This is a genomic window from Pseudoalteromonas sp. AOP7-A1-14, assembly GCF_052376275.1.
Taxonomy (GTDB): Bacteria; Pseudomonadota; Gammaproteobacteria; order Enterobacterales; family Alteromonadaceae; genus Pseudoalteromonas.
Genome location: NZ_JBQSVO010000063.1, coordinates 1 through 21,245, shown reverse-complemented (window position 1 = coordinate 21,245; position 21,245 = coordinate 1). Strand labels below are relative to the sequence as shown.

Sequence of the window (21,245 nt, the reverse complement as noted above, 5' to 3'; positions counted from 1 at the left end):
ATATGCTCGGCTTTTATATGTTCAGACTTTCAATTAGTCTTTATATTTACTCATTACTAACGTGGCATTAGTGCCACCAAAGCCAAAGCTATTAGACATTACTGTGTTTAGTTCAACATCTTGACGCTCAGTCACAATATTTAAGCCCTCAGCTTGCTCGTCTAATTCATCAATATTGATTGAAGGTGCTACAAAACCATGCTCAAGCATTAACAGTGAAAAAATAGCTTCATGAACGCCAGCTGCACCTAGTGCATGGCCAGTCATAGCTTTCGTTGCGCTTATCATTGGTGAGTTACCGCCAAATACATCTTGAATTGCGCCTAGCTCTTTCACATCACCAACCGGTGTTGAAGTGCCATGGGTATTTAAGTAATCAATATCGCCGTCAAGGCCTTGCATTGCTTGGCGCATACAACGTGCAGCACCTTCGCCTGATGGTGCAACCATATCGTAGCCATCAGATGTTGCGCCATAGCCAGTGATTTCAGCATAAATATGCGCGCCACGAGCTAGTGCATGCTCAAGCTCTTCAACTACAACAATCCCGCCACCGCCAGAAATAACAAAACCGTCACGCTTAGCATCATATGTACGTGATGCTTTTTCAGGTGTTTCGTTGTATTTAGTAGAAAGTGCGCCCATTGCGTCAAATTCCATTGCTAGCGTCCAGTGCAGTTCTTCACCGCCACCGGCAAAAACGACATCTTGCTTACCTAGTTGAATTTGCTCAACCGCATGGCCAATACAATGCGCTGAAGTTGCACATGCAGAACTAATTGAATAGTTAACGCCTTTAATTTTGAAAGGCGTTGCTAAGCATGCAGAAGTCGTACTTGCCATGGTACGCGGTACCATATATGGACCAACACGTTTTACGCCTTTTTCACGTAAAATATCCGCGGCTTCAACTTGCCATTTAGACGAACCACCACCAGAACCAACAAGTAAACCTGTGCGTTCATTTGATACTTGCTCTTCAGTTAAACCTGCATCTTCTATTGCTTGTGCCATTGAAATATATGAATAGGCGGCTGCATCGCCCATAAAGCGCATTGCTTTGCGGTCAACAAACTCTTTTACGTCAATATCAATTTTTCCAGATACGTTACTGCGTAACTTGTAATCTGCAAATTCTTGGTTAAAAGCGATACCGCTCTTACCTGTTTTTAACGATTCTAATACTTCATCTTTGTTGTTGCCGATGCTTGAAACAACACCAACGCCCGTAATAACGGCTCTTCTCATGGGTAATTACCTTAGCTTGATACTAAATTGTGTTCTATTTTACGCTGAAACTTACAACGAAGTGGTCAGCTTTCTAGCGTACACTTGTACTCTGAACACCTAGCTTATAAATAACGCCAGACTATTTCAAAGAAAACACGTAAAATAATAAAAAAAAGTTCCTAAATTTTAAGTTAATACATGATAAAAAACGCCGACATTCACTTTAACCACCTTGGTACACCTGTTGCTGACACCTTTGACGATGTGTATTTTTCTAATGACAATGGCCTTAGCGAATCAAATTATGTTTTTTATCAGCAAAATAATATAGCTCAACGATTACAAAACCATGACCGAACACACTTTGTGATTGCAGAAACTGGCTTTGGCACAGGACTTAATTTTTTAAATACTTGGCAGCAATTTGCTAACCTAATATCTAATAGGCAGCATGGCGAGAATAAAGTTCAAAATCAACCCAACCTTGGTGTTAATCGCTTACATTTCATTTCCTTTGAGAAATACCCTATAAAACTAAACGATTTAGCTCAAGCGCTTAAAGCGTGGCCAAGCTTAAAAATATTTAATGAGCAGCTACTTGCGAAGTACCCTATTAATTTAGCGGGTTGCCACCGCCTTGAATTTGCCAATGGACAAGTTGTACTCGACTTATATTTTGGTGATGTGCAAGACTCAATCAATACCATGAGCTATCCTGAGGCTGGTATAGTTGATGCTTGGTACCTTGATGGTTTTGCACCCAGTAAGAATCCTGACATGTGGCAACAATCACTATTTGTAAAAATGGTCGATATTTCCCGCGCACACGCCACATTCGCCACTTTTACTGCTGCGGGCTTTGTAAGGCGTGGGCTCATTGAAGCCGGCTTTACTGTCAATAAAGTAAAAGGGTTTGGTCAAAAACGTGAAATGCTTACAGGGTTATTAGAACAGGCAAATACCAAACAGTCAGCCCCTACTTACTTTGCACATCAACAAGCTAAGCTTAGTAATGTCGCAGTCATTGGCGGCGGCATTGCCAGTAGCGCGGTATTATATAGCCTTGCCAAGCGTCGTATTCCCAGTAGTTTGTTTTGCCAAGACAGCGAGCTTGCTATGGGTGCATCACATAATGTACAAGGTGCAGTTTACCCACATTTACAAGCGAAAAACTCGCCACACAGTGAGTTTTTTGCCCATAGCTTTTTATACGCAAAAAGGCTTTATCAGCATCTATTGTCACAAGGGTTTAATTTTGACCACGACTGGTGCGGCGTTTTACAGCATGCAGTAAAGCAAGGTTTAGCTGATAAACACCAAAACTTAGCCGAGAAATCACTTTGGCCAGAATCACTTATGCATAACGTAAGCGCAGAGCAAGGCGATGCTATTGCCGGTGTTAAAACAGGTTATGCTGGCGTTTACTTTCCAAAAGGTGGCTGGGTAAATCCTCCTGGGCTTGTGAGTGCTTTATTTAAAGCAGCAGAGTTTTGTGCCACTAAAGCACAGACGCCAATCACTTCGCATTTAAGCTGCGCTATACAAACGTTAGAAAAGACTCCAGACGGCTGGCTGTTAAAAACCAAGCAAAAAACCTTTGGTCCATTTAGCGATGTAATTATTTGCGCTGGTGAGTACAGCGAGCAATTTAACCAAACGGCTAGCTTGCCCATTGTCAGTGTACGCGGGCAAGTTTCACATATAAAAACAAGTAACGAATCACAAAAACTAAAAACCGTGCTTTGCCATAAAGGCTACTTTACGCCAATGTATAACCATCACCACTGCATGGGCGCAACGTTTGAAAAAAACACCAAAAGCCGTGTTATAAGTGAGCAAGATAACCAAACGAACCACCAGCAACTACTTGATTTTTATGCTGACGCATCTTTTGCCAATACTTTGGATAAAGTAACCTCAGCAAAAGCTGCCATACGCTGTAGCTTTATTGATCACCTCCCCATGGCAGGCGAATGGGCCGAACAAGCAGACTACACCAACGCCTTTGCCAATTTACGTTTAGGTAAGCGCTATCAATATCAGCCTTTAGACAAACCACAACAAGGTTTACATATATTAACCGGCTTCGGCGCTCGCGGTTTTTGTAGCGCCCCACTGGCCGCAGAACACTTAATCGCAAACTTAAACGATGAACCTCGCCCACTAAGCGAACGCGTAAGCCAAGCCATTCACCCTGCCAGGTTTATTGTGCGAGACTTAATACGGAATAAGATTTAGAGTAATGATCAAGCAATCCTTCTTTATATCATCATAATTTTATCCATCAGTTTAAAATCAAGAGTAAATTTTATCCATAAAAAAACCCGCCAATTTGATTTCTCAAATTGGCGGGTTTTTTAGGGTTTTTAAATCAACGAATTCAAAAACCTTTATTGGTGGAGCTGGGGGAGTCTTAATTAAAAATGTAAGTGACTGATTAATATAAATACACAAAACAGGATAAAGGTTAATTGTTACAGTTGTTGTTACACTTTGCTTTTGTGTCGGTTCAGCCTCTCACTTTGCAGTTGAATCAAATCTACTAGCATTGTGTTGTTGCATACTTTAAAAGCTTACACCTCGACAATGAATGAATATCACTTTAAAAGCTTTGGTACTCTCAGATTGAATACACTTTTAGGCTGTCCAAGTTTGTATTATCAGCTAAGTGTCCGAATTTTTCGCAGTGCTAGGAAGTTGCATCGACAGGAAGGTTACTTATTACGTTTCTTTTATGGACTCTAAAAAAGGTCGGTTAGCTCTTAATCTGTTTTGGTAGGATTACCAATATTTAAAACCTTATCTTTTACTGCCATTTGTTAGGCGTTCCCCTAGAGATTGAAATACTTTGATCTCACTGGTTGCCTTAGTAGGCGCGTTATCGCCTTGCATCTCGTTGTGGGTTTTAATTGCCGCTATCGCTGCTGTAGCGTTTAAGATGCCTTTTTCTTCATCAACCCTCATGACTCATCAATTATTTTTTCTAGTGTCTTTAGCTTGTCTAGTTTTGACATAATAAAGGCTTCATCAGTCATTTTTTAATGTGCTTTGATGGCTTTTAAAATGTTGGGTTTTGACAGGTTTTCAGAGCCGATAACTTTAGCTGTTTTTTCACTATAACCCGCACTTAAAGCCGCCTTTGTAGCGTTGCCGCCATTGAGCAAATAAGCCTTAACAAAAGCGTCTTGTTTGAGTGATAACTTGCCCGTCATAGCCCTGCCTTACATTGAATAGATTTACTGTAGTATTGTAACAGGCGCTGTTATCAATGTTGAATGCTCAATTATTTATATTGTCAGGAAACTCTTACTTACCTTTACGTAGTTTAGTTAATAAACGATGAATACAATTGTAAGCACTATGTATATTTACTTTTGAGTTAGTTCAATATAATCTCTTTAAACAAAATATAAAATTAAAGGATTAAATTTATGACAAATCACTTCGCTATAATTCTTAATGATAACCAATTTATACCTGTGACACCTGAAGAATCTGTAGAATTTAAAAACGATGAAGACAAATTGAATTTCGCTCTTCCATTTTTGAATGAACAAGATATAGAGCAAGATTTTATTAAAGGTATATCAACTGTTGAAGATGCTGAAAATAATGAAAATTATAAAAAAGTACAATGGTACGAAAACAAATTTTTAATATTTTTAAAAGACAAAACCTATATCCAAATAGAGGTGCAATCATTCAACCCCCTATCATTAGAAAAGAAAATGGAACATGCAATTACGCACCTTAAAGCAACTGGTCATAACCCTGATCAATTTTCACACATTGGTTCTGAAAAAGAACTAGACAGCAAAACAAAGTCTTTACTTTTTAGCTGGGTGCTTTCGGGGATTTTTATTTTAGGTTTTTTATACTTTATTTTTAAATAAATCCACCCATCTAAAATACCCATATTAGATACACATCATCACTAGGCTTTTCTATTCCTTCAATTACAACGGTTTTTACTAATGCGACTGCTTGTTATACAAACTTAGATAAAGCCTTTACAAAAGCGTCTAATTTAAGTGTTAGTTTGCACTTCATAGCCCTGCCTTACATTGAATAGATTTACTGTAGTATTGTAACAGGCGCTGTCCTCAATGTTGAACGCTCACTTCTTTATATAGTCGGGAAGTTGCTCCCTGCGTCATGACTTCCGAAAACCCGTTATAAAATTCCTCGAATCGGGCTAAGGGGCGTTTTTATGTTTAACCCTACTACTGCCATGATTTTTTTGTTGTGATGGTTTAACACCCTTTCCACGCGCTTTGGCTAGGTAAGATAGTCGCGAGATAGCCCCCTGTTTTATATCTAGCTCATTTCGTTTAAAACGATAAAAACAGTTTTCTGGTATCCATGGGCGGACGTTCAACGTTTCAGATAGACTCATTATAAAATTGTTTAACTTACTCGGGTGGCGTATTACGTTCGCGTCTAGCATTAACGCCACATGATAGTGCTGCTTTTTTACCTTTTCTTGCTCTCGCGCCCAATGATAGCCGTAGTTAGGCATCAGATAATTTGCCTTGATATATTTTTTCAACTCATCAAGCACCGACAGAATAAAACTATTGTCATGCGTTCGGTATGGAAGTCTAATATCAAAACGAAGCACCATAACTTGACTGCAATGCGATAAGACTGCTTCTAACTGGCTAAGTATGCTTCTCATTTGAGCAGTATAAATACCAGACGGCTGTGAGTTCACTTGCCATAAATTTCCATCATGTTCTATAACAGGTGAATGACTTACATATTGATAATTCACCATCCACCCCGCAGTGCTAGGTAAACTCTAAGGGTAAGGCTAAAAAGACATAGATAATATAAATAACCGATAAAAAACTGACTCAAAATCATTAGATAAACCCTTTTAAATGGTGGGTCACACAGCTAATTAGTGCCAATAACTGCATGTACTAAACCTACTAATCTCAATCGTTAAAGACCGCACTCTTTATGTTATCTCTTAAACTATTTACCAATAAAGGCTTAATAGCGGAGCAGTTACTAACATTGTTTTGAGAACAGACTGGTAGATATAGGCAAGTATTTAACGTATGATTTAAAAAGCTGGGGCAAGCTTCCACACAAACCACCAGCTTTGAAAACCTCCTAGGTTAGCCGATTTAGTCAACCCTTCATCGGCTCTTCTATATCAAAGACATCATCATTAGCTGCACCAGTAACTTTTAAATGCTCGCTCACAATAATGGTTTTCACTTGCTCAATACCAAGTTGCTCAAGAATTCTAATAAGGCTCTTTTCTGCCCTAATATCTCTTTCCTCTTTAACTCTACGCTTTACCTTTTCTCGCTGTAATTCTCGGTTATTAAAAAAATCTAACCGCTGCTGTTCAGTCATTGAGTGAGATACTTTTCGCCCCGACTCACGCTTGCTTTGATACTCAAAAAAGCGCTTAACTTTTAGGACGCTATGCTTTGCATCTTCTTTATCAATTTCAACATCGGCATACCCTCGACCTATCGGACTTGTTGAAAGCCCATTAAGCCAAGCGAGCGCAATTGAACGCTGATTAATATTCAATCTCACCAACTCCTCAAAAGCCGTTGGTGCTAATTTTTCTAAATCTCCTAATGTGAATGGTGAAGGCAATTTGCTTATATCAATCATCATTTGCCGCCTCCATATGAGTGAACTGTTTAATTAGGTCTTTACGCTTTGCTACTAGGTCTCGAACAAATTGTTTAATTTGCTCATCAGTGTAGCCTGCGATAGTGACTGCAAGCGTTGCGTTTATTTCACTTTCGTAAAAAGCGACCCCTCGACTGCCTAACTTCAAAGGTGGCGGGATCAAACCCTCATTGATTTTATTCTGGCAAAGAGTTTTGCCACATGAATAGCGTTCTTGGACTTGTGATTTACGGATTAAATTTAAGTTACTGTTCATTAAAAAGCTCCTATGTGCTTTAACGTTTAAGGAGATTTTAAAATACAATAACAAGCCTAGAAGACCTTGGTATTTAAGTTACTTACTTACCATAACTTTCTATATAGTTACTTATTTACTATGTTCTGACTTAATTTTGTCTCTAGCATGTTGAATCGAATTGTTAATTGAACGCTCTGCTACAGGAAAAACCTGTGATGCTTTACTTCTAAAGTAAGAAGGCGGTACCTCTAAAATACTCAGACCATTTTTATTTACTTCCTCTAAAAGTAATTCATAAAAATAATTATTTCTTTCCTGAGTTGAAGCGCCTTTCTGCTTTCCGCCTTTACCACTATTTATTTTTCGCTGCTCTTCAAGATTGATTGCATAAAAATAATCTCTTGATAGATCTAACCAGAGCCTAACTCTATACAAACTTCCCCATGCAGTTTCAAGATCATTTTTACATTTTAAACGTTCCGCTCGCCTTAATTCACCTATCAGCTTAGCTTTGGCTTCGTCTGTGTCGCTTATCAAATTTAGCTTGCTTTTAATAACGTCTAAAAGTTCTCCATATAATCGTCCAAAAGCTTCGTGTTCACCATACTGCTCTTCAATCCTCATGCGATAGTCTTGAGCCTCAATAATAAAGTTTTCAGCAATACTTAAACTGTTTTCCAATTTCCTTTGAATTTCACCATCATTCAAACAATCAATCGTGTCTACAAACTCACTGACCTGATCATCATTGTAAACACTCATTAACCTAGCCTCTTTAATAACTTTTAGCATTTCAAACTTCGTGGGATAAAGCCTTAGCTCGTTCGCATACTTTTCCATTAAGTTTAAGTACGAATTGAAGTCTTGAAGGTTTTTAATAATACCTCCTCTCCGAAAAGTGTTTTTTTCCATTTAACCTATCCCTATATTTAACCAATTAATCTAACAGTCTGCCTACCAGCCAGCGAGCTGCTACCCTGTGCTGCACTTTCAATGCACTCAGACCACCAGCACATCATTACTTTTCTGCGTTCAAAGTAATCTGTTCGGTTATATGCGCGCCTTACTTCGTTTGTATCAACATGCGCTAATGCAGCCTCTATTACATCAGGATCAAACCCTTGAGCGTTTAGCGTGGTACTAGCAAGTGAGCGTAAACCATGCGCCACTAGCTCGCCTTTAAACCCCATACGCTTTATTGCAGCATTAGCTGTTTGCACGTTCGCGTGGCTGCGTGGGTCTCTATCTGCGGGAAATACATATTCACGGTGCGCGCTTATTGGTTTCATTAATTCAAGTAAAGCGAGTGCTTGCGGTGTAAGGGGTATGCGTTGCTCTTTGCCCTTTTTCATTTGCTCGGCAGGTATAAGCCACACACCCGTATTTAAGTCTATATCTTGCCATTTAGCTGTTGCAGCCTCATTAGGGCGCGTCATAGTGTGTAACTGCCATTCGATTAAACAACGCGTTGTAAGCTTAATACTGGCACGATTTAAGGCACTCATTAAATCTGGTAGCCTATCCGCTTCAATAGACGGCATAGCGCTTTTCTTAGGCGCTTGGAATGCTTGTCTTATATTCGCTAATGGGTTGGCTTCTATAAGCCCACAGTTAACTGCATGAACCATTACTTCGTTAATACGCTGGCATAGCCTTTTCACGGTCTCTAAGCTGCCCTTTGCCTCTATGGGGCGCACTAGCTCTATTACTTGAAAGGCTTTTAATTTGCTTATTGGTTCATCACCAAACGCAGGAAAGGCATGATTGTTTAAAAGGCTTAGCGCAGCTTCGGCTGTTTGTGGTTTTATCTCTGTTTTCTTTTTCTCAAACCACATTAAAGCAACGGCTTTAAATGTTTGTAGGTGTGTTTCTTGTGCTTGCTTTTCATCTAGCTGGCGCTGGTGGATAGGGTCGATGTTTTCAAGCACTAAGGCTTTATATTTTTTATGGCGCTCACGTGCTTTAGCTAGGCTTATATCAGGGTATGAGCCAAGCCCCATATTTTTACGTTTTTTAGTAATAGGTGCTGTGTAGTTATAAAGCCAAAACTTACCACCACTAGGTTTTATCCGTAATGTTAAGCCGCCACCATCAGTGAGGTTATATTCCTTAGCCTCTGGTTTAGCTGCTTCGACCTGTTTTGCATTGAGTTTGTGAATAGCCATTTGTAACAACGATCCCTATGTAATATTCCAGTTGTTACGTTTAGTGTTACAACAAATCGCGGTTGTTACAAGTTTTAAACGGTCACTAATGGTTAAACTATAGGCATAAAAAAACCCGCAAGGCTCGAATTAACTAGCGTTGCGGGTCTTTTACGGTTCTTAGCAACATATCTAAAAACCTTTATTGGTGGAGCTGGGGGGATTTGAACCCCCGTCCGAAAAGCCTCGACCGTCGGTACTACATGTTTAGTATTGTCATTTAATTAACCTTTAAATCCCGGACAAACACGGTAAGTAAAGGCGAGGCCGCTTAGTTTTAACGCTTCAACCCCGGCCAGGGTTTCCGTCGCGATCAGGTGTTAGGGTGACACTCCAAAATCCAGTCCACAAGAATACATGGAAGGAGCGCTAGCCAGCCTAAGCTGCTAGAGAGTAGTTATCGTCGTTTGCGATTACTTTAAGTTGCGGCTGTTTAACGAGGCAAACCGCACCTCGACATGCACCTTGGGCTTCTTGAATTCCGTCGAATCCTAATCAGCCCCTGAATTAGTAACTCATTCAGAGCGTGCAAGCAGTATAACTGAGTAAAGGATGGTGACTCAAGGGCTTATTGGTTTTATTTTTATTATTGTGTTTAATTGGCCATTAAACACACGATTTATTATTACAATGAAAGTGTTGAGCTAATAATTGCCAAATGGGGTAAGTAACTTTTACGAATTTACTTACCCCATTTGATTAAATAAATGCAACTAAAGATCACTCAGTCGTTTTTGTTTCTGCCTCTTCGCTAACCATGTTCTCGGCTTCTTCAGCAAGTGGCCAGCCACCGAGCTGTTGCCAGCGATTAACAATTAAACAATATAACTCTGCGGTGCGCTCGGTATCATAAAGAGCCGAGTGAGCTTGTTTGTTATCAAATTCAATTCCCGCTGCACGACATGCCTTTGCAAGTACCGTTTGGCCAAGGGCAAGGCCTGCAAGCGACGTGGTATCGAAGCTCACGAACGGATGAAACGGCGTACGCTTAATATTATTACGTTCAATCGCAGCATTTACAAACCCATGATCAAAAGCAGCATTATGCGCCACCACGACTGAGCGCTGACACCCTGCTGCTTTTTGTGCTTTACGTACAACTTTACAAATTTCTTTTATCGCTGCTTCTTCTGATACAGCGCCGCGAAGTGGTGAAAATGGATCTATACCATTAAATTCAATCGCCGCTTGTTCAATATTAGCGCCTTCAAATGGCTCAACATGAAAATGCACGGTCTGGTCAATACTCAGCAAACCGTCGTCATCCATCTTTAAAATAGAGACAGCTATTTCTAACAACGCATCAGTTGCTTTATTGAACCCTGCTGTTTCCACATCTATAACCACAGGAAAAAAGCCTCGAAAGCGTTTTGCGAAAAGTGTTTGTTCAGTATTTGCCATAGTCTTCTTGGTTTGCCAATTTAAGGTGTATTATGTCAAAAATGGGGGGGGGTGTGCTAGGCCTTCGCAGATAAATTAGCAACTAAATTTAGGCGTGCTATTTGCTTAGTTTCTTGCTTTAGTAACTAGCTGGCTTTGTGTAACCACCGTGTGCTTATCAGGTGCTTCATCCGCGGCTATGCGTCAATACACCGCAACTGCTGATAATTCACAATGGGAAATGGTCACCACTTCACGCCTTGAATGTAAGTTAAATCATAAAATCTGAAACACAAGGTTTCGGTGAAAAACGCCATGTGGCCACCAACGATAATATTTTAGGTCGTGATAAAAATCCTCGTTTAGTGATCAAAATAGCCAAAATGTAATGATATTTAAGTAGTCATCCACTGCATTTATGCTTGTTAAATAGAGTTTATGAAAAATAAGTTGCAATTAATTTCTTTCATTTATAACAAAACTATTTAAGTTTGCACCAACTAGTTATATCTTGCTTGTCTCGCACGTTTTTTAGGGGCATAAAAGTGCTTAAAAATAAAACTATAGGCAGCATGTTAATTGTTGCAGGGACCACTATCGGCGCAGGTATGTTAGCGCTACCCATTGTATCAGCGGGGCTCGGTTTCTCAACCGCACTTGCGCTAATTATAGCGACATGGATGTTGATGACTTACACCGCCCTATTAATGCTGGAGTTGCACCAATACGCCGACCGTGATGCCACGCTCAATACTTTAGCTAAATCATGGCTTGGCAAACGCGGCCAATACATTGCGAACTTTTCGGTGATGTTTTTGTTCTATGCGCTTTGTGCAGCTTATATTGCAGGCGGTGGTGAACAGCTACAAGAAAAAATTAATACCGGCTTTAATATTGATATCGCCCCACAAATTGGTGCCATTATTATTGCAATAGTAATAGGTACTGTAGTCACCCTTGGCACAAGTAAAGTTGATAAGCTAAATCGCGTATTGTTTACTATAAAAATAATTGCACTAGCAAGTTTATTTTATATACTTACCCCTTATGTACAAAGCCAACATTTACTCGAAATGCCTATTGAGCAAGGGCTTATTTTATCGGCTATTCCGGTAGTGTTTACCTCATTTGGCTTTCACGGCTCAATTCCTTCTATTGTGAAGTATGTTGGCATTGATATTAAAACCTTACGAAAAGTCATGTTCGCAGGCGCTGCGCTACCTCTAATTATTTATATTTTTTGGCAACTAATTATCCAAGGTATAATGAGCCAAGCTGTATTACTTAAAAGTACGAACTTGCTAGGGTTTGTTTCTAGCATGTCCAGTATTGCCAATAACTCAGCAATCGCGACAGCGGTTAACTTATTTGCCGATTTAGCCTTAGCCACGTCATTTTTAGGAGTAAGTTTAGGTTTATTTGATTTTTTTGCCGATGCTTTAAAAAAAGGTGATGGTAGTAAAGATCGTATAAAAACAGCCTTAATTACCTTTATTCCCCCTCTTGGGTTTGCGCTATTTTATCCACAAGGCTTTATTGTGGCCTTAGGTTATGCAGCTATCGCCTTAGTGATACTTGCCATCTTCTTGCCCGTTGCCATGGTTTATAAGCAGCGTAAACAAGGTGATCAAACAGGTTATGCTGTACGTGGCGGTAATATAGGTTTAGCACTTGCCGCTCTTTGTGGTGTGCTTATTATTAGTGCTCAAGGGATGCAAATCGCGGAGCTCATTCCTGCCATTGGTTAAACACATAATAGAACGAGACAACAAGATAATAAAAAAACGAGGCTTTTAATTAAAAGCCCCGTTTTTATTTTGTATTACGTAAAGAGGTAAAATCTAAAACACCACCGCTTTACCTCGCCCCGATGCCTCTGATGCGGCATCAAGCTTGCCATTATTGTTAATAATTACATGCATATCGCCAAATCGCCTTTCATCTAAACTGTAGCCCATTTTTTCAAGCGCGTTTATTACTTGCTTATCAAGCCCTGGATGATAACGGATCACATTTTTAGGCCATAATTGATGATGAAAACGTGGGCTATTCACTGTTTTCTCGGCGCTCATATTAAATTCAACCGCATTTAAAATAGACTCATAAACCGAGCTAATAATCGTTGTGCCACCAGGAGAGCCGGTAACCATTTTTACTTTATTATCTTTAAGTAAAATAGTCGGTGTCATCGAGCTAAGCATACGCTTATGTGGCTGAATTTCGTTGGCTTTACCGCCTATAGCGCCAAATACATTCATCACTCCGGGTTTTGCGCTAAAGTCATCCATTTCATCATTAAGTAAAAAGCCAGCCCCTGTTACTACCACCCCACTGCCAAAACCTAAATTAATGGTTGTGGTATTAGCAACTGCATTACCCCACTTATCAACAATTGAAAAATGCGTAGTTTGCTCACTTTCATATAGGCCCGGCTTGATGTCCTCAGTATTCGAAATTTTATCGGGTGTAATAGTACTGCTACGCTCCTTAAGGTATTCCATAGCTAACAGCTCTGTTTTTGGTACCTCATAAAAATCAGGATCACCTAAATACTCAGCTCGGTCAGCAAATACACGCTTACCAATTTCAGCTAGTAAATGAATATAAGAGACTGAATTATTTGCAAGTTTGTCGCTTGGTTTAATTAACTCATACATTTTTAACCACTGTAAAATAGCGATACCACCTGAACTTGGCGGTGGAGATGTTAAAACTTCATAACCATTCCAGTCAGCTTTAATGGGGGTACGTGATTTTGCTTGGTAAGCTTTTAAATCTGCTTGTGTAATTATGCCACCATGCTCATCCATAAAGTCAGCAATAATTTTGGCCGTTTTACCTTCATAAAACCCAGCTTTACCTTGTTCGCGGATACGCTTAAGAGTCGCAGCTAGTTCTGGTTGCTTAAAAACAGTATTGGCTTTTGCCAAAGCAAAGTGCTCTGCAAAGTTAATATTCACCTCTTTTTTAGCCATACGAGTAATATAACGCTCAATACTGCTAGCTAATTTAGGGTGCACAATAAAGCCATTTTCAGCCAATTTTACCGCTGGGGTTAGCAACGTATTCCATTTTAAAGAGCCATGTTTTTGATGAGCCAACCACATGCCCGCAACACTCCCGGGTACGCCACTGGCATGAATGCCGTAGACCGATTTATTGGTAATAACATCTCCTTTTTTATCAAGATACATATCGCGATGCGCTGCACTTGGCGCGGTTTCGCGGTAGTCAATAAAATCACCTTTACCGTCTTTTTGAATCAACATGAAACCACCACCACCAATATTACCTGCTTCAGGCAAAGTGACTGCTAATACAAACTGCGCAGCAATAGCAGCATCAACTGCGTTGCCACCTTGCTCTAATATTGCTCGCGCAGTATCACTACTGTAGCTATCAGGCATAGCAACCGCTGACTGCGCTGATGCATCAGCTTTTGCCATTACATTCACTTGCAACTGAGCTAAAATAATACCCAGCAATAGGCTACGTTTAATTATTAAATACATATCCGATCCCCTTTAACTTTTATTATTCTAATAAATAGATACGTTGTGGTGTATACCATAAAACCGCAAACAATACGTTAACGCTCGTTCGATATAAAACTGCCAGCGACTCACTTTCATCATCTTTACGGGTGTATTTATGAATGTCATACCCAACTTGGTCATAACTTTAATTGGCGCTATATTATCTTTGAGTGTAGTGGCGCTCAGTGTTTTTACATCACTTTGTTTAGCCACTTCTTTAGCCTGCGTAATCGCCGCCTCTCTAGCATAACCTTTACCTCAACTGACACGGTTAAAACGCCAACCAATTTCTATATTACTGCAATCTATATTGCCCGAATTTAAGCCTTCACAAAACCCCATCGGTCAAATAAGCACCCAACCAATAAAAGCATCATCTGCAACTGTATTTACTTGCCAAATGCCTTAGCCTTTTTGTTCGTTACAAATAAGCCTGCATACGCGGCATAAAACCTTCTTCAATGATTTTCATAGAGCTCACCTGACCTCGACTAAGATATTTTATAACAGCGGGATAGTTATCGAGATCAAATAACAACGACGCCACGTGTTCATCCATTAACTTAAAAAAGGCGTGTTGTTCTAGGTACATTCATTTTTTATCGCCTATACTAAACTTAGTTTAATAACTCCATTAGAGATCAAGTATGAATAAATTAGTAAGTTTACTTTTATTAGGGGCCGTTGCCCTTACTGGCTGTGAAGACGCAAACGAAGTTAAAAAAGACACTGGCGAAGCTAAAGAAGAAGTAAAGCAAGCATTCAACGATGCATGGGATGATGTTAAAGATACGAGCAATGAATTTAGTGACAACTCGTTTCAAGAATTACTCGATGAAAGTAAAGCGCTTGGTTTAGACATGTACGACGATGGTAAAAAAGTAGCCGTTGATGCCTGGATTGAAAGTAAAGAAGCTGCAGGCGAGCTGAGCGAAAAAACCAAGCAAAAAGCAAAAGAACTCGCTGATGAGTTACGCGAAGCACGTGAAAAACGCGAACAAGAAAAAAACAACTAATAACACTTTTTGGCTAAAATATTTTGTATAACTACCTTTCATCTGTCCCCATGTGGGCCAATGAAAGGTAGAGCCAAAAATAAACTAAAGCATTGTGCAGAAGAGGTAGAAAAGAAGTAAACACCTTTTAGTAATAGTCACTTTACCAAAAAGCGCATACTGACAATTACCTTTTTAACTTAAAGTCACCTCGTGAGCGAAACTACAGCTTTGCGCCTAAAATTGTATAGAAAAACCAAAACTGCCTTACTTCCATAAATGATAAAATAATAGCTCTACCATTTTCACTTTAGTAAAGTATCAAAAGTTTATTTAACTATAGAGACTATGTTTCTTTATCGGCTTTTCGTTTATAGTACAAACCTTGCGCAACCATTAAAAATACAGCCGCTATTGAAATTCCCAATATACTTAAAGTCGATAATGTTGTATTGGCTAAAAACATAAATAAAAAAGCGAGTACACCGATAACCGGGGCAAGGATAAATGAACGTTTTGCTTTTTCTTCGGAATTTAAATTCCACCAAAATAATTTATTCATAAAAGGGTTCCTTTTATTGAGGAATATTTATAACACATCATTAAGGGAGGGAAATAATAACAATATTAAGATAATGATAAATGTTTTATTATTTCCCGTAAATAATTATGCACTGTTATTCTACTATCAAATTATCAACGTGACTTGGAGTTACAAAAAGTGAAATGATGTTTGAATCACACAATTTATCAGCGGCCAGTACCGAGCTCTGTTACATTAAACCTGATGCGATAATTTTTTATTATTCCATCAAGCTTAGCGCTTAAGGTTATGCTATTCATTATTGTTCAGCTGAGCCAACACTAACTTCTTAACAACTTTACACCTAAGCATTTAACTTAGTCCCCCATTAAATAATAATTAATTATAAAACTTGAGCTATGGCGATACAGTATCTGCCGCACAGCTTTTTAATGGCTTATTTTCTGACATATCAATGATCAAACATCTATCCGCCATACCATGGCTTAAATTATCATATAAACTAAACGCTTGAGTTAAAGCGGATTTTAATTGACAAATATTCTTTGTCGTTTTTTCTTCGTTTGAAGCATTGTTAACACAGTTACCATCAGAGTGAAGTAACTTAGCCATAATTTCATACGTTTTTTGATCTTGTTTTGATATATCTACAAATGCTAATGAGCCAGCATTACGGACTAAGTAAAAGTCAGATATAAAATCCAGTACAGTCCTAGTCTGCAAGCTTTGCAATTTTGCTGTAGAGACTAAGTTTTGCTCAACATCGAATAAAGTGATGACCTCAAGTAGCGACATTTGAAGTACGTTATTACGAAAGTCCGAAGGCCATTCACGAGGGATAAAGCGCCATTTAGCGAGCTCGTGTAAATGTATTTTACTGAAACTCTGATAGTTTTTAGCTGCTAAAATGGATTTGTCCCATGCTTGCTCAGGCTTATTACTTTTCAGGTATTTGTGCTCTTTTTCATAGGCATTAAACAGTAAATTAAACTGCATCACTTTATCTATCGTGACCGTATCAACTTTTGCTAACTGTTTATTGAGCGTGACTAACTTATAAGCAGGGCGATACGCTGCGATAGAAGGTGCTTGTATATTAAATAATGTATTATGTTCACTCTCGATGACCGACGTGTCGTTCATATGCATATGCCCACCAATATGCAGTTTTAAACCTGTTTCGGCGAGTAGTTTTCGAGTATCACTACTAGGCTCTCTGGCTAACTGAAAACCCGAATCACCAAATAGCGATTTAATCGACTGCGTTTGCCCATCGTAAAATTCTCCCATCGGAAAATGACTAAACGCTACCAATGTTTTATTTTGCTTTTTAGCACGTTCAACCACTTTTGTGATCCATTCTAATAAAAAAGGCTTTTCTGTCAGTACCTTGTTATAACCGGCATTACCTGAGCCTTGAAAAACCATAGCGCCATTTTTAAGTTTCGGGATATATACATTGGCATCTATAGCAAGCAACCAAAGTCCCTTAACAGGCTCAACTAAATAACTAGTATCAGGTACTTGCTTGCAACTGGCTTTGTCATTTTGTGCGCATTGTGAATAGCGGCGTTGAGCCAGTGAACCAGCTTTACCAAAGGGTGTTTCCCACAGTAAATCACGGCTATCTGGTAATAAGCCAAATGCTCCCATTATTTCAACGATTTCTTTATAACCTGCATGGGCTATTTTATCACTGCATATCAACCCATGACTTTTTTTGTAGATGCTTCACAACGAGGGTGATCGGTTGAGTAAATAGCAAGATGTTTTGCATCAGGTCCTAAAAAATCAGCTTTGCCGCCTGGGCTTTTAAAGGGTGTAACTGGGTCATGATTACCAGGAATAGCAAAAAAACGCATGCCATGATTTTTTTCGTAATCATCAAGAATAGCTTTTAAGCCCTGTAAATGTATTGGTTGACCGTCATCAGTAAAATCCCCCGGTAGTGCGACTAGCTTTACCCCCTTAGCGGCAATATCATCTAGTGTGGCAATAAGTGCAAAGTAATTTTCATTAAATAAACGAGTTGAGTGAATCTGCGCTTGCATACTGCGAATACTCACAGGCTTATTTCCTTTACCCAATTCAATGCCTTCGAACCCTTCAGCTGAAAAGTCACCATAAATATCATGAAAGTGAATATCCGGCACAAAGGCTATCTGAGTATTACTTAGTGAAGTAGCATGTAATGCTGTCGTGAAGCAAAGTATCAAAGATAAAAATAACTTCATAAAAAATGCCCTGCAATTGCATTAAAAACGAAAAAGCTGGGAGCATACTGCTCCCAGCAACTTAAAGTTATGTAATTAAAAAATAGCTCGAAAGCCTAGCGATACACGTCGGCCAGAGAACTCATACATAGTCGGAAAAGCTGGATCAAGTGTATAACCTTTGGTTTCTTCGTCAGTGATATTAATACCTTCAAGCGTTACTTTCATAGAGTTATTGATGTTGTAGCCTAATGAAACATCTGTTTGGCCATACGCATCACGATAAACTGGGTACATATCAAGCTCAATATACTCTACATACTTGTCTTTATAGTTATACGAAATACGCGCATCAAAACTCTCATTTTCATAATAGAAAGTCAGATTAAAGGTTTCATCAGCTAGGCCTTCAGGTGGTGTTGGAATACCTAAATCAGATGAGCCCGTTAACGAGTTATCAAGTGTCGTGTAGTTTGCGTTTATACCAAAGCCATCTAGTAAATTGTGAAAGCGTACAAATGGGATTTGTGCGACAAACTCAACGCCACTTACATCATACGCCCCCTCAGCATTCACTTTTTGATAAACATCAAAGTCATATACACCATCAACAGTTCCGTTATCATTGTATTTAGTCACCCCCTCAACTACACCGGTGAGAGATTCGCGAACAACACCTTCTATTTCTTTTTCAAAGTATGAAACAGCAAGTATCCCCCCTTCTTCTAAATACCACTCTAGCCCTACTTCCCACTGGTCGGCATAAGTTGGTTGAAGATCGGGGTTTCCATCACGATATTTAAATTCACTCAAACTGACAGTACGCTTATACGCAATGTCAGTAAGAGCAGGACGCATTAGTGTTTCAGAAGCCGCTGTACGAAGAATTAGGTCATCATTAAGCTCAAGGGTAAAGTTAATACTTGGCAGTAAATCGGTGTAATGACCATTTTTTGATACAGGCTCTGAGGTGTAGTTTGTCGAACCATCATCATTTTGAACCTGATGATAACCTGATGAGTTTACATCGGTATCAATATAGCGCACGCCTGTATTAAGCGTTGCCGGCATATCACCAATATCAAAAACAAAGTCAGCCATTGCGTAAATTGCTGTTGTTTTCTCTTCTACTTGATAGTACTGATCTTCTTCAAAGTCGACTCCAAAGCCTTCGTACCTAAGTTGATCGCGGGCATAACTATTTGAAATCTGACTCCAACCTTGCTTAGATGGCACTTCAGATAAATACTCACCACCATTTACAAGATCTGTAATATTAGTCAGTTCACTATCAGCTAAGGTACGCGTGCCAACCCAAGAAGTATCACCTGCTGATGGGCCTGTCACACGATTAGACCCATAATTACGTTCTTTTGATTTATCAGTATATCGCGCACCAAATTGCACCTTAGATAATGCAGGGAAAAACGCTAAATTTAACTGGCGAGTAAAGTCTAATTGCGCAGCATATTTATCATCTGAGATAGCCTCACGATTCACTTCGTTGTAATCAAATAAATAAGCTTCAGGTGAGTTATACATATCAAAGGTATCTGCGCTGTCACTTGGGATAGTCTCTGCGCCGGTACTTGTATAACGTGAACGTGTTGCACGATAAGCTGTGTGTTTTAAGTTTGTAGACTCAATTGATTTATCTGCACCACTGTAGCCAAATAAGCCATTAATATCCCACTGGCCAACGATCCAATCCATAGCAATGCTAAATTGTTGGTAGTCTGTATCACTGCTATTTTCTTTACTTAAAAACTCATGCTGAGTCGCTGCATAGTCAACATCGGTCAAAACAGTAATACCATAATCACTCAAGGTTGAACTATCGTATTGATTAACACGCTCTAAAGAACTAACACTTGAAGCCGCATAGGCAGCAGCATCGTACTCATCTTCATGATCATCAAAACTACCTAGTAACCCATCAAAAGTTAAACTAAATTCACTGCTCGGTTTATATTGTAATGAAAGCGTTGCACCCCATTTTTCTTGCTCCGTTAAGTAAGAGCGATCGCCTACTTTATTTAAAAATACCACTCGGCTGGTTTCATCGCTGTCTAGGCGATCATTAATCGTAATTCCCGTATCTCGCTCTAGTACATCAGCGGCTTGGTCTGCCTGCCACTGTGATGAGCCTGACTTTTCTAACCAGCGTGAAAGCGGCCGAAAATCTATTCCTGAGTTACTATCAGTTCGGTTTGTTCGCTCTGAGTAAGCTATCGAAGCAAGAGCCCCCCAATCACCAAACGTATCACTGGCTAAAAATGCAAACTTAGGATCTGTTTGTTCAGAGATCTCATTGTAAGCACCTTCAAAGGAGGCAACCATTTTGCGTCCTTCGTAATCAAATGGTCGCGCGGTGGTAATTGCTACAGAGCCTGCAATCCCCCCTTCTTCATCTGCAGCTGTGGGTGATTTTTTTACAGTAACACTTTGAATAATTTCAGAAGCAAACATATCAAACTCAACATCACGACCACCGCTGCCTGACGCCGTTGCTAAGTTGTTTATTGATACAAATGTAAATTCGCTCGGTAAGCTACGTACATTAACCTTTTGACCTAATCCCTTATTGCGCTCAATAGTTACACCGGGCATACGTTGTAGTGCTTCAGCTAAATTTTGCTCGGGGAAATCAGCAATATCTGACGCCACTATCGAATCTGAAAAACCTATGTTTTCGCGTTTTAAATCTATCGCTTTTTCTAAACTCTTAATGTAACTACCCGTTACGACGATTTGCTCCATCGCTTGTTCTTTATTTTCATTGTCTTGTGCATATGCAGGTACGACGAACAGTACGCTTAACGCTAGTGCTAAAGGTGATAATGTAAAAACTCGCTTAGTCATCATGCTCTTCCTGTTGTAGATATTACGACTTTAAATTGATTTCGCTTCTAATGACGCAGCTTAAAATTAATAGGGGACGTTTTTATTCGATGAAGTTTTTGTGTCGGTTTTACGACACCAGCATCATAAAAATGTAATCAAAACATCATAAAAAGGTGTCACCTATACTCTAGAATGAGCGTCTATTGAAAAAACAAAATGTTATAGATAACGATAAAAACAATGCCGCAAACACAGATATCGCCATCACTAACAAATGAACAGAGGCAACAAAATAAACCACTCGTAAAATGTTTTATTGCCAACCAAGATACATTGAAAAGCTTTTTTTTCCGCGGGGTCGGTGAAGGCGCTGATGCTGATGACTTATTTCAAAAACTGC

19 protein-coding genes, 1 other RNA gene and 1 pseudogene are annotated in these 21,245 nt (G+C 39.3%); 5 read left to right on the top strand and 16 right to left on the bottom strand.

The genetic code is table 11. From position 1 onward, the window contains the following. Nucleotides 1-33: 33 nt before the first annotated feature. Complete coding sequence (gene fabB / locus ACT3RM_RS10880; protein ID WP_441836620.1) at nucleotides 34-1,248, bottom strand: beta-ketoacyl-ACP synthase I; 1,215 nt, start codon at nucleotides 1,246-1,248, stop codon at nucleotides 34-36. 180 nt (nucleotides 1,249-1,428) lie between these two features. Here fabB and mnmC point away from each other — a divergent pair, with 180 nt between their 5' ends. Beyond that, on the top strand, nucleotides 1,429-3,468 hold the full coding sequence (mnmC, locus tag ACT3RM_RS10875) for a bifunctional tRNA (5-methylaminomethyl-2-thiouridine)(34)-methyltransferase MnmD/FAD-dependent 5-carboxymethylaminomethyl-2-thiouridine(34) oxidoreductase MnmC (RefSeq protein ID WP_441836619.1): 2,040 nt from the start codon (nucleotides 1,429-1,431) through the stop codon (nucleotides 3,466-3,468). A gap of 561 nt (nucleotides 3,469-4,029) precedes the next feature. Here the strand turns inward: mnmC and ACT3RM_RS10870 are convergent. Together ACT3RM_RS10870 and ACT3RM_RS10865 are read right to left on the bottom strand one after the other, a co-directional pair. Continuing rightward, the gene (locus ACT3RM_RS10870) at nucleotides 4,030-4,194 is read right to left on the bottom strand and encodes a hypothetical protein (RefSeq protein ID WP_441994913.1); all 165 of its coding nucleotides are present in this window, start codon (nucleotides 4,192-4,194) and stop codon (nucleotides 4,030-4,032) included. A 74-nt stretch (nucleotides 4,195-4,268) separates the two neighbouring features. After that, entirely contained in the window at nucleotides 4,269-4,442 is a 174-nt protein-coding gene (locus ACT3RM_RS10865) for a terminase small subunit (RefSeq protein WP_441994914.1), read from the bottom strand. A 219-nt stretch (nucleotides 4,443-4,661) separates the two neighbouring features. Here ACT3RM_RS10865 and ACT3RM_RS10860 point away from each other — a divergent pair, with 219 nt between their 5' ends. Then, nucleotides 4,662-5,123, top strand: a complete 462-nt coding sequence (locus ACT3RM_RS10860) for a hypothetical protein (protein ID WP_441994915.1) — start codon at nucleotides 4,662-4,664, stop codon at nucleotides 5,121-5,123. Nucleotides 5,124-5,425: 302 nt separating this feature from the next. Here ACT3RM_RS10860 and ACT3RM_RS10855 read toward each other — a convergent pair whose 3' ends face one another. The 7 genes from ACT3RM_RS10855 to rnt form a co-directional block, all read right to left on the bottom strand. Next, nucleotides 5,426-6,007 (bottom strand): YagK/YfjJ domain-containing protein, encoded by a 582-nt coding sequence (locus ACT3RM_RS10855; RefSeq protein ID WP_441994917.1) that lies wholly within the window; start codon nucleotides 6,005-6,007, stop codon nucleotides 5,426-5,428. A 362-nt stretch (nucleotides 6,008-6,369) separates the two neighbouring features. Further along, on the bottom strand, nucleotides 6,370-6,873 hold the full coding sequence (locus tag ACT3RM_RS10850; protein ID WP_441994919.1) for a hypothetical protein: 504 nt from the start codon (nucleotides 6,871-6,873) through the stop codon (nucleotides 6,370-6,372). Next, entirely contained in the window at nucleotides 6,863-7,147 is a 285-nt protein-coding gene (locus tag ACT3RM_RS10845) for a helix-turn-helix transcriptional regulator (protein ID WP_441994920.1), read from the bottom strand. Before ACT3RM_RS10845 ends, ACT3RM_RS10850 begins: the two co-directional genes overlap by 11 nt. Nucleotides 7,148-7,258: 111 nt before the next feature. Then, complete coding sequence (locus tag ACT3RM_RS10840; RefSeq protein ID WP_441994922.1) at nucleotides 7,259-8,041, bottom strand: hypothetical protein; 783 nt, start codon at nucleotides 8,039-8,041, stop codon at nucleotides 7,259-7,261. A gap of 17 nt (nucleotides 8,042-8,058) precedes the next feature. Next, the gene (locus ACT3RM_RS10835) at nucleotides 8,059-9,294 is read right to left on the bottom strand and encodes an integrase domain-containing protein (protein ID WP_441994923.1); all 1,236 of its coding nucleotides are present in this window, start codon (nucleotides 9,292-9,294) and stop codon (nucleotides 8,059-8,061) included. A gap of 185 nt (nucleotides 9,295-9,479) precedes the next feature. Next, nucleotides 9,480-9,836, bottom strand: a transfer-messenger RNA (tmRNA) gene (gene ssrA / locus ACT3RM_RS10830). 217 nt (nucleotides 9,837-10,053) lie between these two features. Next, nucleotides 10,054-10,734 (bottom strand): ribonuclease T, encoded by a 681-nt coding sequence (gene rnt, locus ACT3RM_RS10825; RefSeq protein ID WP_441836286.1) that lies wholly within the window; start codon nucleotides 10,732-10,734, stop codon nucleotides 10,054-10,056. Nucleotides 10,735-10,994: 260 nt separating this feature from the next. Here rnt and ACT3RM_RS10820 point away from each other — a divergent pair. Further along, nucleotides 10,995-11,102: pseudogene (locus ACT3RM_RS10820) on the top strand (OmpA family protein); the annotation flags it as partial. 156 nt (nucleotides 11,103-11,258) lie between these two features. Continuing rightward, a complete protein-coding gene (locus ACT3RM_RS10815; RefSeq protein ID WP_441836285.1) occupies nucleotides 11,259-12,461 on the top strand; it encodes an aromatic amino acid transport family protein in 1,203 nt (400 codons plus the stop codon). Nucleotides 12,462-12,554: 93 nt separating this feature from the next. Here ACT3RM_RS10815 and ggt read toward each other — a convergent pair whose 3' ends face one another. Next, on the bottom strand, nucleotides 12,555-14,159 hold the full coding sequence (ggt, locus tag ACT3RM_RS10810; RefSeq protein ID WP_441836288.1) for a gamma-glutamyltransferase: 1,605 nt from the start codon (nucleotides 14,157-14,159) through the stop codon (nucleotides 12,555-12,557). A gap of 93 nt (nucleotides 14,160-14,252) precedes the next feature. Then, nucleotides 14,253-14,462: a hypothetical protein gene (locus ACT3RM_RS10805; RefSeq protein ID WP_441836284.1), complete on the bottom strand. Its 210-nt coding sequence runs from the start codon at nucleotides 14,460-14,462 to the stop codon at nucleotides 14,253-14,255. Nucleotides 14,463-14,896: 434 nt separating this feature from the next. Here ACT3RM_RS10805 and ACT3RM_RS10800 point away from each other — a divergent pair, with 434 nt between their 5' ends. After that, complete coding sequence (locus ACT3RM_RS10800) at nucleotides 14,897-15,265, top strand: hypothetical protein (protein ID WP_441836282.1); 369 nt, start codon at nucleotides 14,897-14,899, stop codon at nucleotides 15,263-15,265. 325 nt (nucleotides 15,266-15,590) lie between these two features. On the opposite strand, the gene ACT3RM_RS10795 is transcribed toward ACT3RM_RS10800, so the two are convergent. The 4 genes from ACT3RM_RS10795 to ACT3RM_RS10780 form a co-directional block, all read right to left on the bottom strand. Then, nucleotides 15,591-15,806: a hypothetical protein gene (locus ACT3RM_RS10795; protein ID WP_441836281.1), complete on the bottom strand. Its 216-nt coding sequence runs from the start codon at nucleotides 15,804-15,806 to the stop codon at nucleotides 15,591-15,593. Between the two features lie 378 nt (nucleotides 15,807-16,184). Beyond that, a complete protein-coding gene (locus ACT3RM_RS10790; RefSeq protein WP_441994925.1) occupies nucleotides 16,185-17,495 on the bottom strand; it encodes a hypothetical protein in 1,311 nt (436 codons plus the stop codon). Continuing rightward, nucleotides 17,492-18,022: a metallophosphoesterase family protein gene (locus ACT3RM_RS10785; RefSeq protein ID WP_441836598.1), complete on the bottom strand. Its 531-nt coding sequence runs from the start codon at nucleotides 18,020-18,022 to the stop codon at nucleotides 17,492-17,494. The genes ACT3RM_RS10790 and ACT3RM_RS10785 overlap by 4 nt, the downstream gene beginning before the upstream one ends. A gap of 75 nt (nucleotides 18,023-18,097) precedes the next feature. Continuing rightward, complete coding sequence (locus tag ACT3RM_RS10780) at nucleotides 18,098-20,866, bottom strand: TonB-dependent receptor (RefSeq protein WP_441993529.1); 2,769 nt, start codon at nucleotides 20,864-20,866, stop codon at nucleotides 18,098-18,100. Nucleotides 20,867-21,245 lie beyond the last annotated feature (379 nt).